Genomic DNA, 13,551 nt, shown 5'->3' on the forward strand with positions numbered 1-13,551 from the left:
CGGTTTACCGCGCGTGCGGCCGGCTTACAGCGTTTCGACCATTTCGACGCCCGAAACCGCCTTGATAGCGCCGGCGATCTGCGGCGAGACCATGAAGCGGCCCTCAAGCTTGAACTCGACTTCGGTCTGCAGATCCAGCCGCAGCACCAGCGAGACATCGCCGCCGCCTGCCACATTGCCGGGCTGGGGTTGAAGACGCTTTACCAATGAATCCAGTGATTTGGTATCCTTCATGGTCACCCTGAGACCCTTTTGCGTCTTGGCTGCGGCAGCGTCCAAAGGCTCGGCATGGAGCACCCGGGCACGAACGTCCTCGCCCTGCAGCTCGGCACCGAGTTGCAACAGCACCGCGGTACCCGGTTCCAGCACGTCACGGTATTGGGCGAGCCCCTCCGAGAATAGCACCGCCTCGAAATGCCCGGTCGGGTCGGACAGGCCCATGATACCCATCTTGTTGCCGGTCTTGGTGCGCCGCTCCATCCGCGACACCACCGTAGCCGCCACCCTGCCTGCGGTCGCACCAGTTTTGACGGCGCGGCAGAACTCGGCCCAGCTCTGCACCCGCAGCCGCTTCAGCGCGGTGGCGTAATCGTCGAGCGGATGGCCGGACAGGAAGAAACCGATCGCATCATATTCCTTGCGCAGCTTGTCGGCCGCCAACCAGTTGTCGATCTGCGGCAGCATGATCGTCGGAGCGTCGGCCGCGCCACCGAACATGTTCCCCTGACCGATTGTCGTATCCACGTGGGCGCTTTGGCAGGCGGCCAAAATAGCATCCGCTCCGCCGTGCACGCGGGCGCGATGCGAATCGAGCGTATCGAAGGCACCGGCCGCAGCGAGTGTTTCGATGATGCGTTTGTTGACGGCGCGCGGACTGACACGTGAGGCAAAGTCGGCGAGCGAGGTGAACAGCCCGTTCTTGTTACGCTCCTCGACGATCTGTTCGACCGCGCCGGCACCGACCCCCTTGAGCGCTGCGAGCGCGTAGTAAATCGTGTTCTCGGACACCTCAAAAGTCACGCCTGAACGATTGATGTTCGGAGCCTCCACCTTGATGCCCAGCCGCTGTGCCTCGGCGCGGAATTCGGACAGCTTGTCGGTATTACCCATGTCGAGCGTCATCGACGCCGCGATGAACTCCACCGGATAATGCGCCTTCATATAGGCGGTGTGATACGACACCAGCGCATAGGCTGCAGCGTGGCTCTTGTTGAAGCCGTAGTCGGCGAACTTGGCGAGCAGATCGAAGATCGTGTCGGCCTGGGCCTTCGGCACGCCATTTTTGACCGAGCCCGCGACGAAGATCTCGCGCTGCTTTTCCATTTCGGCGCGGATCTTCTTACCCATCGCGCGGCGCAGCAGGTCAGCGTCACCCAGCGAATAGCCGGCCATGACCTGCGCGACCTGCATCACCTGTTCCTGATAGATGATGACGCCGAAGGTTTCCTTCAGGATCGGCTCGATGATCGGATGCAGATATTCCGGCTCTTCGTCGCCGTGTTTGCGCGCGCAATAGGTCGGGATGTTTGCCATCGGGCCAGGACGATACAGCGCGACCAGCGCGATGATATCCTCGAGGCGGTCGGGCCGCATATCGATCAGCGCGCGCCGCATGCCCTGGCTTTCCACCTGGAACACCCCGACCACATCGCCGCGCGCCAGCATCTCGTAGCTTTTGGCGTCGGTGATGGGCAGCGTCGGAAGATCGACATGGATGTCACGCTGCTTCAACAGTTTCACGGCGACATCGAGCACCGTGAGCGTCTTGAGGCCGAGGAAGTCGAACTTCACCAGGCCCGCAGGCTCGACCCATTTCATGTTGAACTGGGTCACCGGCATGTCCGACTTCGGGTCGCGATACATCGGCACCAGTTGCGACAGCGGCCGATCGCCGATCACGATGCCTGCGGCGTGGGTCGAGGCGTGGCGCGTCAGGCCTTCGAGGCGCTGCGCGATGTCGAAAGCCTTGGCGACGATCGGATCCTCGTCGCGGAACGCCTGTAGTTTGGGCTCGGACTCGATTGCCTGCGCCAGCGTCACCGGCGCCGCCGGATTCTGCGGCACCAGCTTGGTCAGCTTGTCGACCTGGCCATAGGGCATCTGCAGCACACGGCCGACGTCGCGCAGCACGCCGCGCGCCTGCAGCGTTCCGAAGGTGATGATCTGCGCCACCTGATCGCGGCCGTAGCGCTGCTGCACATAGTTGATCACCTCGCCACGACGATCCTGGCAGAAGTCGATATCAAAGTCGGGCATCGACACGCGTTCCGGATTGAGGAAGCGTTCGAACAGCAGCCCAAATTGCAGCGGATCGAGGTCGGTGATGGTCAGCACATAGGCAACCAGCGAGCCCGCGCCCGAACCACGCCCCGGTCCCACCGGAATGCCCTGAAGCTTGGCCCATTTGATAAAGTCGGACACGATCAGGAAGTAGCCCGCATAATTCATGCGGGTGATGACGTTCAGCTCGAAATCGAGGCGCTTGTCGTAGTCTTCCTGGCTCAGGCCCTGCGCCATGCCGTGAACGTCGAGGCGCTTGCGCAGCCCCTCCAGGGCTTGTCGCTTCAGTTCGTCGGCCTCCTCCTGCGCCGCAGCTTCGGCATTGCTGCCGGCGCCTACCGTGAAGCGCGGCAGGATCGGCTTGCGCGTCCGTGGCCGGTAGGAACAGCGTTCGGCGATCTCGACCGTCGATGCCAAAGCCTCTGGTATATCCGCGAACAGGACAGCCATTTCCGCGCGGGTCTTGAAGCGATGGTCCGCAGTCAGTTGCTCGCGATCGGTCTCGGCGATGATCCTGCCGCCAGCAATGCACAGCAGTGCGTCATGGGCTTCGTAGTCGTCGGCAGCAGCGAAATACGGCTCGTTGGTCGCCACGAGGGGAATGCCCTTGGCGTAAGCAAGATCGATCAGCCCCGCTTCGGCGCGGCGCTCCTTCTCGACACCGTGGCGCTGCAATTCGATATACAAACGATCGCCGAACAAATCGGCCAGCTGGTCGCAGCGGGTTGTCGCCAGCGCCGAGTGATCCGCGACCAGCGCCTGGTTCAGCGGGCCATCGGGCCCCCCGGTCAGCGCGATCAGGTCCTCGGTCTCGCCTAGCAGCCATTCCAGCTTGATATGCGGGGTCTGGTTCGCCGGCGTCTCCAGGAACGCACGGGAATTGAGCTTCATCAGACTGTTGTAGCCGCGCTCCTTGGCAGCCAGCAGCACAATGCGCGGCATCACCGCGTTCAGCGCATTGCGGGCATTGGGATCCTGGTCGCCGAAATCGATGGCGATCTCGCAGCCGGTGATCGGCTGGATGCCGTAGCCCACCAGCTTCTCGGAGAATTCCAGCGCGCCGAACATGTTGTCGCTGTCGGTCAGCGCCAGCGCCGGCTGGTGGTCGGCCTTGGCCAGGTCGACGAGCTTCTGGATCTTGATGGAGCCCTTCAGCAGCGAATAGGCCGAATGCACGTGGAGGTGTACGAATCCGGCATTCGACGCGGCGGCAGGCTTCTGACTCATGGCGTGGGGCAATCCGGAACTTGGCAGTCATTGATGAGGATTGCGGCGGCCCGTTTGGGCCGACTCGCAACATCATCGTGATGCCTGCTCCTGGAGGAGTCCACGTGAAACCCGCTCAGGTCCGGAAACGTCCCCGCATTCCCGGGGGAATGCTTATCAGTCCCGGCGCCGGCTTCGCAGCCAGCGTCCCGGAGCAGGATCACAGCTGGGGGATCAGCTGCGCCCAGACCGCAATCATGCCGACGAACAGAACGATCGATGCCAGTGCAGCGGCTTCTTCAACAAAGGTCTTCAGCATGGTGGCCTCCGTGATCTCTGGAACATATGAAGAACATTGTTCTCATTTTGTTCCTTTAGTCAAGCAGGCGATCCGGGCGCATCACGCTTCATATTCGGGATGGTTAAAACGGCAGGCCGGCACTCTTTGCGCCCGGCCAGCCGACGCCTTCCCTCGCCGCGATCGGTTGCGCGGTATTGCGTCGCACGCGCCGACCAGGTCCCGTTACGACATGTTTCCGGCGCCAGATGCGGAGCGGAATCCGGCTTTGTGAGTTGACGAATACCGGTCAGACCGGCTTTGTGCCGGTCAGAGATCACATGCAGCCGGCTATCTGAGTCGGCAGGAGAATTCGATGCGCGCAGCCCTGCTTGCTCTGGTCGCCCTCGGCGCCCTTTCGGCCCTCACCGTCACGCCCGCCGCAGCACAGCGCACCGATCCCGGCCCGTTCTCGTTCAATACGCCGAGCGGTTATCCATTCTGCATGCGCTCACTCTATGATGACGACGACTGCAGCTACCGCACCTATGCGCAGTGCGCAGCGACGGCATCGGGCATAGGCCTGACCTGCTTCGCCAATCCGGCGCTGGCCTATGCACAAACCTACGCGCCGCAGAAGCCGCGCGCGAAGCGCAAGCGTAAGAGCAGCTACTGAGCGACGGCGCCGTTCGCGGCGCTTCGCATTTTCTCTCTCAAATGAGACAAGCGGCAGGGTCAGTCGAGTTCGACGACTTTGCCGTTTTCCAGCGACACCCGCCGGTCCATGCGGCCAGCCAGTTCCATGTTGTGTGTCGCGATCAGCATCGCCACCTTGGTCGCCTTCACCAGCTGCATCAGCGCCTTGAAGACGTGATCGGCGGTGTGCGGATCGAGATTTCCCGTCGGCTCGTCAGCGAACAACACGCGCGGTGCATTGGCCACCGCGCGGGCAATCGCAACGCGCTGCTGCTCGCCGCCCGACAGCTCCGCAGGGCGATGGGTGATGCGTTCGGCCAGACCCAGATAGGCCAAGATTTCCTTGGCGCGGGCGACCGTCTCGGAGCGTTTCAAGCCGCGGATCATCTGCGGCAGCATGACGTTTTCCAGCGCGGTGAATTCCGGCAGCAACCGATGCGACTGGTAGACGAAACCGATATCGGTGCGGCGGATCTGGGTACGCTCGGTGTCCGACAGGCCCGAGGTCGCGGTGCCGCCGACATACACCTCGCCGTCATCCGGGCTCTCGAGCAGACCGGCAATATGCAGCAGCGTCGATTTGCCCGAGCCGGACGGTGCCACAAGCGCCACCGACTGCCCCGCCCACAAGGCCAGCTTCGCATTGTCGAGGATGGTCAGAACGGTTTCGCCCTGGGTGTATTGCCGCTTGATATCGTGGAGATAGACCACCGGTACATCATCTGCCCCTTGCGCCATGTCAGTCACTCACTCGTATCTTAGCGCATCGACGGGATCGAGGCGCGCGGCACGCCACGACGGATACAGGGTGGCAAGGAACGACAGCGTCAGCGCCATGATCACGACTGCGCTGGTCTCGCCCACATCGACCTCGGCAGGCAGCTTGGACAGGAAATACAGCTCCGGCGAGAACAGCTCCGTGGATGTCATCCACGAGATGAATTGCCGGATCGACTCGATATTGAAGCAGACCAGAAGCCCGACAATGAACCCGACCAGCGTGCCGACCACGCCTATCGCGGCACCCGTGATCAGGAAGACGCGCATGATCGAGCCCTGAGAGGCACCCATGGTGCGGAGGATGGCGATATCGCTCCCCTTGTCCTTCACCAGCATGATCAGGCCGGAGACGATATTCAGCGCCGCCACCAGCACGATCAGCGTCAGGATCAGGAACATGACGTTGCGCTCGACCTGCAGCGCATTGAAGAAGGTCGAATTGCGCTGCCGCCAATCGACGATGAAGATCGGCCGCCCGGCCGCCTCGGTCACGAGCTTGCGATACTCGTCGATCCTGTCGGGATTGTTGGTGTAGACCTCGATGGAGGTCACGTCAGAGGGGCGATTGAAGTATGTCTGCGCCTCGGCCAATGGCATGAACACGAAGGTCGAGTCATATTCGGACATGCCGATCTCGAAGACGGCAGCAACCTTGTAGGGCTTGATGCGCGGCGTCGTACCCATCGGGGTCACCGCCCCCTTTGGCGAGATCAACGTGATCATGTCGCCAGCGTGAATCGAGAGCTGATCAGCCAGCCGCCGACCGATCGCGACACCCTGCCCGTCATCGAAGCCCTCGAGCGTGCCCTGCTTGATGTTCTTGGCGATCGACGTGAGATTATTGAGATCGCCAGAGCGGATACCCCGGATAAAGATGCCGGCAGCACCGAACGCGGATGATCCTAGTCCTTGGCCATCCACAACCGGCGCCGCGAGACGAATGCCATTCACGCCGCTGATGCGGTCGGCGACATCCTTCCAGTCGGTCAGAGGACTTTCCAGTGGCTGTACCAGCAGATGCCCGTTGAGACCCAGGATCTTGTCGAGCAGCTCCTTCCGGAAGCCGTTCATCACGGCCATCACGATGATCAGCGTGGCGACGCCGAGCATGATGCCCAGGAACGAGAAGCCGGCAATGACGGAGATGAATCCCTCTTTACGGCGTGCACGGAGATAGCGTCCGGACAGCAGCCATTCGAAGGCGGCGAAAGGTGGGGTTCGAACTGGCTCGCTCATGGCATCATCCATCGCCCGACTCCCATACGAATCGGGCTTATTCTAGCCGTATCGTGAGCGATGCGGCGATCACGCAGTGGATAAGTTCTCAGGACGTCAGCTTTGCGACGACCTCGGCGGCACTGATGTTCTCACGCGAACCGTCGTCGCGCCGCTTCAGCTCGACCTTGCCTTCGGCCAGCCCCTTCGGCCCGACGAGAATCTGCCAGGGCACGCCGATCAGGTCGGCGGTGGCGAACTTGCCGCCGGCGCGCTGATCGGTGTCGTCATAGAGCACATCGACACCCTTGGCCGAAAGCTCCTTGTAGAGCGCCTCGCAGGCCGCATCGGTATCAGGCGAGCCCTGCTTCAGATTGAGGATGGCGGCGCGGAACGGCGCCACTTCCTCGGGCCACTTGATGCCGTTCTCGTCGTGGCAGGCCTCGATGATCGCGCCCAGCAGCCGCGAGACGCCAACCCCGTACGAGCCGCCATGGATCGGCGTTTCGGCACCATCGGCGCCGGCGACCGTCGCCTTCATCGCGTCGGAATACTTGGTGCCGAAATAGAAGATCTGGCCGACTTCGATGCCACGGGTGTTGAGCCGCCGCTCCGCCGGCACTTCGCTCTCGAAGCGCGCGGCGTCGTGAACGTCTTCGGTGGCCGCATAGATCGAGGTCCACTGATCGATAACGCCAGTGAGATCGCCATTGTAATCGATATCTGCCGGCGGCACCGGCAGATTGAGGACGTCACTGTCGCAGAACACGCCGGACTCGCCGGTCTCCGCGAGCACAATGAATTCGTGGCTGTGATCGCCGCCGATCGGGCCGGTCTCGGCGCGCATCGGGATCGCCTTCAGGCCCATCCGCGCAAAGGTGCGCAGATAAGCGACGAACATCTGGTTATAGGAGCGCTTCGCCGCAGCTTCATCGATATCGAACGAATAGCCATCCTTCATCAGGAATTCGCGACCGCGCATCACGCCGAAACGCGGACGCTGCTCGTCGCGAAATTTCCACTGGATGTGGTACAGGTTCAGCGGCAGGCTCTTGTAGGACTTCACATAGCCGCGGAAAATCTCGGTGATCATTTCCTCGTTGGTCGGCCCGTAAAGGAGCTCCCGCTTGTGGCGGTCCACGATGCGCAGCATCTCCGGCCCGTAGGCGTCATAGCGCCCACTTTCGCGCCAAAGATCAGCGAGCTGCAATGTCGGCATCAGGAGCTCGATGGCGCCCGCCCGGTTCTGCTCCTCGCGGACGATCTGCTCGATCTTTTTCAGCACCCGCAGGCCCAGCGGCAACCAGGCATAGATGCCAGCGGCCTCCTGACGGATCATGCCCGCGCGCAGCATCAGCCGGTGCGAGACGATCTCGGCTTCCTTCGGCGTTTCCTTGAGAATGGGCAGAAAATAGCGCGACAATCGCATGGTTAGGCCTGGGAATCGGAGGGACACGGGAGAACGCGAGTGAAACCGGATCGGCCGCCAAAACACAAGGGCAACGGGTCGGACGCCGGACAGTCTAGGACATGGAGCCAGCAATCACGGCTTAATTCCGTTCGCCTAGCGAATTCTTTCCCAGACTGCCGAATGGCTTGATTCATGGTCCTCACAGCGCCTCAGGGCACTCCGAAGATGGCGGAAAAGACTCCAATTCTATGCCTGCCTCAATTTTGAACAGACATTGCCGAAATTGGTGACAAACAAAAAAAGTTGAGCTACGACTCACAGCTCAGGCGGTTCGCAAGGACAGAGTCTGGTGGTCCAAGTCTCGGGAGGAGCCCTGACGCGCTCAAGCAGCGTCAACCCGCTAAGCAAGGATAAAATCCAAAGTTTGGGGTAATAGGGTCGACACAATTTTCCGAGCAGGGCTGCGGCCCTGCTCTTTTTTTTCAACAAACTTTCGACAGTAGCAGCGCGGCGTTTTTCATCGCGCGCGCGACTCCCATTGCCCAGAGCGCAATGAAAAGGCCGGCATTGATGCCGGCCTTTATTGTGCGACGATGACGTTGCGTCCTACAGCTCACCGCTCTTCGTCTTGACGCCTGACAACCATGAACAGACCGCGCCCTGCACCGCGCCAACGATCCCGAATGTGAGGATCTGACGCAGCGGAATCGACACCGACGTCCAGATCAACATCATCCCGATACTCACCACATAACCGGTCAGCGCCGAGGTCAGCACCTTCGGCCATAACCCCATCTTGTCTTCAAGAAACCAGTCCTCGAGCCACATCACCAGCGACGGGATGAGCCCGAACCAGTAGGCGAAAGGCAGTCCCATGATGAAGCCGGGAAAGCCGCCGATGATCCTGCCGCTGGCAATTTCACGCAGTTCGAAAACTGCGAAGCCGACGGCAGGTCCCAGCAACAGAAAAAGCAGAAAGCGCTTCATATGGCTGCTCCGAACGACACAGGACCAAATCAGTACTCGCTCAAAAACAAGTGCACTAGATCGGCACGCCCATCAGCTTCGAGAGCCTCTCGATGTTGAAATAGCCCATCCGATACGCATACATGCCGGCCCCGAACAGTACCGCAGAGATCAGCGTGGTCCAGATCAGCTTGCGCCCCATTCGCGCCAGCACGGGCGCACCGGGATCGGTGCCGTCGGTGCTCTCGCCATCCTCATGCTGGCTGCGCACGCCGAACGGCAGCGTCAGGAACAGCGTGATCCACCAGATGACGAAATAGACCGCGAGCGACGTCGAGATCGTGTAGGCCATCGGATCCTCAGGACTGTTCGATTTCGACGAGGGCGCCCGAGAAATCCTTGGGATGCAGGAACAGCACAGGCTTGCCATGGGCGCCGATTTTCGGCTGGCCATCGCCGAGCACGCGCGCGCCTTCCTTGATCAGGTTGTCGCGCGCCGCGATGATGTCAGGCACCTCGTAGCAGATATGATGAATGCCGCCATCGGGATTGCGTTCGACGAATTTGGCGATCGGCGAATCCGCACCGAGCGGCTGGATGAATTCGATCTTGGTGTTCGGCAGCGTCGCAAACACCGTGATCACGCCATGCTCCGGCAGCGGCACGGTCGCGGAAATCTCAGCGCCGAAGGCGGTGCGGTAGATCTTCGCAGCTTTCTCCGCATCGGCGACGGCAATCGCCACATGATTGAGCCGGCCCAGCATGGTGTCCTCCGTATTTTTTGTTCTTTGTGTTTAGTCTTCGACCTGCAGGATGTGAACGTAGCACATCGTCTTCTTGCCCCATTGATCGGCGAGTGACGAGCGGACAGCGCGTCGCACCGACTCCGCCATCGCATCGGGATCGCGCTTGCGCGCCTTGGGCAGGTTCTCAACGACGTTGACGACGATGTCGAACACGACATCCTCCATCAGCTCGCCCTTGAGGTTCTTTTCGGGAATGCCGATCAGGTCGACCGCGGGATCATCGACGAGTTCGCCCTTCATGGTCACGGCCAATGCCACGAAAGCACAGCCGGCAAAGGACAGCCGGCGCCGCTCGGTCACCGCACGGGACTTGGAATCAACCAGGATATTGCCGTCCTTGAACATGCGGCCGGACGGCAATTCGTCGATCACAGCGGCATCGCCCGGCGCCAGGCGCACCAGATCGCCGTTCTTGACGATCATGGTCCGCGGCACGCCGCAGGCGCGCGCCAGCTTGGCATGCTCATGCAGATGCAACGCCTCGCCGTGAACCGGGATCAGCAATTGCGGACGCACCCAGGAGATCATGTCGCGCAATTCATCCTGACGCGGATGGCCGGAGACATGCACCAGCGCATTGCGATCGGTGATCACCTCGATGCCCTGCGTGACCAGACCATTGATGATGGTGCCGACGGCCTTCTCGTTGCCGGGAATGGTGCGCGACGAGAAGATCACCGTGTCGCCCTTGTTGAGGGTCACCATCGGATGATCGTTGTTGGCGATGCGCGCCAGCGCCGCGCGCGGCTCGCCCTGGCTGCCGGTACAGAGCGCGATCACCTTGTCCGGCGGGAAATGACCGTAATAATCTGCATTGCGAAACGGCTGCACGCCATCGAGGAAACCGGTCTCGCGCGCGACCTGCACCACGCGCTCCATGGCGCGGCCAACCACGACCACCTCGCGGCCCGAAGCCAGCGCCGCATCAGCGACAGCGCGCAGACGCGCCACGTTAGAGGCAAAGGTCGTCACCGCGACGCGGCCCTTGGCGGCCTTCACCAGTTCGGTGATGGTCTTGCCGACTTCCATTTCGGAAGGCGAACGCCCTTCCCGCACGGCATTGGTGGAGTCGCCGATAATGGCCAGCACGCCCTGATCGCCGAGCTCACGCAAACGGCGCTCATCGGTCGGCTTGCCGATGATCGGCGTCGGATCGATCTTCCAGTCACCAGTATGCAGCACGGTGCCGAGCGGCGTATGCAGCGCGATCGCATGGGATTCCGGAATCGAATGCGCAACCGGAATGAACTCGATATCGAACGGGCCGAGATTGATGCGGCCGCCCGATGGCACCACGGTGACGGGGATCTTCGGCGGATTGCGCTCGCTGGCGCATTTGGCTTCAAACAATGCGGCGCTGAACTGCGTCGCATAGATCGGGCATTTCAACTTGGGCCACAGGTCGATGATGGCGCCGAAGTGATCCTCATGGGCATGGGTGAGCACGAGGCCGACGAGGTTCTTCTTTTCCTTTTCCAGGAAGCGCACGTCGGGCATCACCAGATCGATGCCGGGCAGATGTTCCTCGTCGCCGAAATAGACCCCGAGATCGATCGCCAGCCACTTTCCGGCCAGGCCATAGATCGACAGGTTCATGCCAATCTGGCCGACGCCTCCCAGTGGTGCGAAGGTCAATTCATTGGGTCGCGTCATTTGTATTCTGTCCTTGTCGACGCGGCCGATCCGAAATGAACGTCGCCGGCGGTAATAGGGATTCGCCGGCGATCCGCTGTCGCGACAATCATACAACCGGCCTCATCAATGGTATCGAAAATTCCCGAAATCGTCTGCACGCCGTTGTCCACGGACACCGGCTGGCCGATCCCTGCTGCACGCTCCAGCCACTGCCGCCGGATCTCGGCAAACCCACGGCCCAAATCCCAGATGCCGCGCATCTCGTGCCAGGTGTCCGAAAGCGCCGCAAACAGGTCTTCGGCGCTGGCGCCGACGCCCATCGCATGCAGGCAAGCAACCGGATAAGGCATGTTGTCGGGGGCCGCCACCACATTCGTGCCGATACCGACGACAACGGCAAGCTGGCCGTTTGGCGCTGCTTCCGCTTCCAGATTCATGCCGACCAGCTTATGGCCGCCTGCCAGAACGTCGTTCGGCCATTTCAACCGATAGTCATTCGCGGCCGATTGCGGCGCCCGAATCGCGGCTTCGACGCTGATCTGTCGGAGCGACTTCTCGACGGCGACACCGGCCGCAAAGCCCAGCGTCGCCGCAACTGAGGGCGTCACATCAAGAACTTCCAGCACCGAACTGGCGAGGTTCCCACGGGGAGCGACCCACGGCCGATGCCGTCGCCCACGTCCCGCGGTCTGTTCCGTTGTGACAAACCACATCGGACCGCGCACGCCTGCGCGCGCGCGGTCCATGGCTTCCGTATTGGTCGAACCGGTTGTGTCGAATGCGGCGAGCTTCGTGCCCGCCGCGAGGGCTCGGGGACCGAGCGAAAATGCCATCTAGAACAGCGACTTCGCTGCGAATGCCGCCGCGCTGACCAGAGGCGCCGGATAGACGAAGAACAGCACGTTGAAGAGACCAGCAACGGCCAGCACCGTGCGCAATTCAACGCGCATCGGATCGAGCTTCCCGACCGGCTCGTCGAAATACATCAGCTTCACGATGGACAGGTAGTAAAACGCACCCACGACGCTCGCCAGCACACCGACCACGGCGAGCACGAACAGGCCCGACTTGATGGCCGCCATGAAGACGTAGAACTTGCCGAAGAAGCCGGCCAATGGGGGAACGCCTGCCAACGAAAACAGGAACATCGCGAAGAAGAAGGCGATGATCGGATTGGTGCGCGACAGCCCAGCGAAATCCTTGATCGTCTCAACGGGCTGGCCATTGCGCTTCATGGTCAAGATGATGGCAAAGGTGCCGAGGGTCATCGCGACATAGATCGCGATATAGACCAGCACGCCCTGCGCACCTTCCTGGGTGCCGGCGGCAAGACCGACCAGCGCGAAGCCCATATGGCCGATCGACGAATAGGCCATCAGGCGCTTGATGTTGGTCTGGCCGATAGCGGCGAACGAGCCCAGCACCATGGATGCCAGCGACACGAACACCACGACCTGCTGCCACTGCACCATGATGCCCGGGAAAGCCGTCAACGCGACGCGCGTGAACACGGCGAGTGCGGCAACCTTCGGGGCCGAGGCGAAGAAGGCCGTGACGGGCGTCGGTGCGCCTTCGTAGACATCGGGCGTCCACATGTGGAACGGCACAGCCGAAACCTTGAAACAGAGGCCGGCAAGCAGAAAAACCAGCCCGAACACCAGGCCGATATTGCCGGTCTTGGCTTCGGCGGCGATGCCAGCGAAGGACACCGTGCCGGTAAAGCCGTAGATCATAGAAGCGCCGTAGAGCAGCATGCCGGACGACAGCGCGCCGAGCACGAAATACTTCAGGCCGGCTTCGGTCGACTTTGCATTGTCGCGGTTGGAGGCTGCGACGACATAGAGCGCAAGGCTCATCAGTTCGAGGCCGAGATACAGCATGATCAGGTCGCCGGCCGAGATCAGCACCATCATGCCGAGCGTCGAGAGCAGCACCAGGATGGCGTACTCGAAGATGCGACGGGACTGGTCCGCGAGGAATTCACGCGACAGGATCAGCGTCACGGCGGATGCGATGATCGCCAGCACCTTCAGGAAGCGCGCATAATCGTCGACGATGAAGCTGCCGCCGAAGGTGACATGCTTGCCTGCGGGCAGCATGATTTCAGCCGCACCGACCACCACCAGCAGGCAGACGGCGAGCGTGGTGACCAGTCCCGTGACCTTCGGTCCGTTGAACGCACCGATCATCAGCAACACCATGGCGCCAACCGCGAGCATCAGCTCCGGCAGCACGGGCAGCAGGGAATATCCGGCGGTCGTAATCGTCATTGCGCGTTA

Annotated in this window: 11 protein-coding genes; 1 reads left to right on the top strand and 10 read right to left on the bottom strand. The window is 61.6% G+C overall.

All coding sequences use genetic code 11. From position 1 onward, the window contains the following. Positions 1–24: 24 nt before the first annotated feature. Positions 25–3,507, bottom strand: a complete 3,483-nt coding sequence (gene dnaE / locus CIW50_RS07050) for a DNA polymerase III subunit alpha (RefSeq protein WP_149530584.1) — start codon at positions 3,505–3,507, stop codon at positions 25–27. Between the two features lie 632 nt (positions 3,508–4,139). On the opposite strand from dnaE, the gene CIW50_RS07055 reads away from it, so the two are divergent. After that, a complete protein-coding gene (locus tag CIW50_RS07055; RefSeq protein WP_149530585.1) occupies positions 4,140–4,439 on the top strand; it encodes a DUF3551 domain-containing protein in 300 nt (99 codons plus the stop codon). Between the two features lie 59 nt (positions 4,440–4,498). Here the strand turns inward: CIW50_RS07055 and CIW50_RS07060 are convergent, their stop codons facing one another. The 9 genes from CIW50_RS07060 to nuoN form a co-directional block, all read right to left on the bottom strand. Next, positions 4,499–5,197, bottom strand: a complete 699-nt coding sequence (locus CIW50_RS07060) for an ABC transporter ATP-binding protein (RefSeq protein ID WP_116664266.1) — start codon at positions 5,195–5,197, stop codon at positions 4,499–4,501. Positions 5,198–5,206: 9 nt separating this feature from the next. Continuing rightward, positions 5,207–6,487 carry a lipoprotein-releasing ABC transporter permease subunit gene (locus tag CIW50_RS07065; protein WP_149530586.1) on the bottom strand — a complete coding sequence of 427 codons (1,281 nt, stop codon included), beginning with the start codon at positions 6,485–6,487 and terminating at the stop codon, positions 5,207–5,209. A 76-nt stretch (positions 6,488–6,563) separates the two neighbouring features. Then, the gene (gene proS / locus CIW50_RS07070; RefSeq protein WP_149530587.1) at positions 6,564–7,883 is read right to left on the bottom strand and encodes a proline--tRNA ligase; all 1,320 of its coding nucleotides are present in this window, start codon (positions 7,881–7,883) and stop codon (positions 6,564–6,566) included. A 588-nt stretch (positions 7,884–8,471) separates the two neighbouring features. Then, positions 8,472–8,852, bottom strand: a complete 381-nt coding sequence (locus CIW50_RS07075; RefSeq protein ID WP_149530588.1) for a hypothetical protein — start codon at positions 8,850–8,852, stop codon at positions 8,472–8,474. A 55-nt stretch (positions 8,853–8,907) separates the two neighbouring features. Next, positions 8,908–9,183: a DUF1467 family protein gene (locus CIW50_RS07080; RefSeq protein ID WP_149530589.1), complete on the bottom strand. Its 276-nt coding sequence runs from the start codon at positions 9,181–9,183 to the stop codon at positions 8,908–8,910. A gap of 7 nt (positions 9,184–9,190) precedes the next feature. Then, positions 9,191–9,595 carry a methylmalonyl-CoA epimerase gene (mce, locus tag CIW50_RS07085; RefSeq protein WP_149530590.1) on the bottom strand — a complete coding sequence of 135 codons (405 nt, stop codon included), beginning with the start codon at positions 9,593–9,595 and terminating at the stop codon, positions 9,191–9,193. Between the two features lie 30 nt (positions 9,596–9,625). Continuing rightward, positions 9,626–11,290, bottom strand: a complete 1,665-nt coding sequence (locus CIW50_RS07090; RefSeq protein ID WP_149530591.1) for a ribonuclease J — start codon at positions 11,288–11,290, stop codon at positions 9,626–9,628. After that, entirely contained in the window at positions 11,287–12,105 is an 819-nt protein-coding gene (locus CIW50_RS07095; RefSeq protein WP_149530592.1) for a biotin--[acetyl-CoA-carboxylase] ligase, read from the bottom strand. The genes CIW50_RS07090 and CIW50_RS07095 overlap by 4 nt, the downstream gene beginning before the upstream one ends. Next, entirely contained in the window at positions 12,106–13,542 is a 1,437-nt protein-coding gene (gene nuoN, locus CIW50_RS07100; RefSeq protein ID WP_149530593.1) for an NADH-quinone oxidoreductase subunit NuoN, read from the bottom strand. Positions 13,543–13,551: the final 9 nt, after the last annotated feature.

Source organism: Tardiphaga sp. P9-11, from assembly GCF_008329525.1.
In the GTDB taxonomy this organism is placed as follows: domain Bacteria; phylum Pseudomonadota; class Alphaproteobacteria; order Rhizobiales; family Xanthobacteraceae; genus Tardiphaga.

Bases quoted from the DNA above. Each gene is read 5' to 3' on its own strand.
- dnaE (WP_149530584.1), bottom strand. From the start codon at position 3,507: ATGAGTCAGAAGCCTGCCGCCGCGTCGAATGCCGGATTCGTACACCTC.
- CIW50_RS07055 (WP_149530585.1), top strand. From the start codon at position 4,140: ATGCGCGCAGCCCTGCTTGCTCTGGTCGCCCTCGGCGCCCTTTCGGCC.
- CIW50_RS07060 (WP_116664266.1), bottom strand. From the start codon at position 5,197: ATGGCGCAAGGGGCAGATGATGTACCGGTGGTCTATCTCCACGATATC.
- CIW50_RS07065 (WP_149530586.1), bottom strand. From the start codon at position 6,487: ATGGATGATGCCATGAGCGAGCCAGTTCGAACCCCACCTTTCGCCGCC.
- proS (WP_149530587.1), bottom strand. From the start codon at position 7,883: ATGCGATTGTCGCGCTATTTTCTGCCCATTCTCAAGGAAACGCCGAAG.
- CIW50_RS07075 (WP_149530588.1), bottom strand. From the start codon at position 8,852: ATGAAGCGCTTTCTGCTTTTTCTGTTGCTGGGACCTGCCGTCGGCTTC.
- CIW50_RS07080 (WP_149530589.1), bottom strand. From the start codon at position 9,183: ATGGCCTACACGATCTCGACGTCGCTCGCGGTCTATTTCGTCATCTGG.
- mce (WP_149530590.1), bottom strand. From the start codon at position 9,595: ATGCTGGGCCGGCTCAATCATGTGGCGATTGCCGTCGCCGATGCGGAG.
- CIW50_RS07090 (WP_149530591.1), bottom strand. From the start codon at position 11,290: ATGACGCGACCCAATGAATTGACCTTCGCACCACTGGGAGGCGTCGGC.
- CIW50_RS07095 (WP_149530592.1), bottom strand. From the start codon at position 12,105: ATGGCATTTTCGCTCGGTCCCCGAGCCCTCGCGGCGGGCACGAAGCTC.
- nuoN (WP_149530593.1), bottom strand. From the start codon at position 13,542: ATGACGATTACGACCGCCGGATATTCCCTGCTGCCCGTGCTGCCGGAG.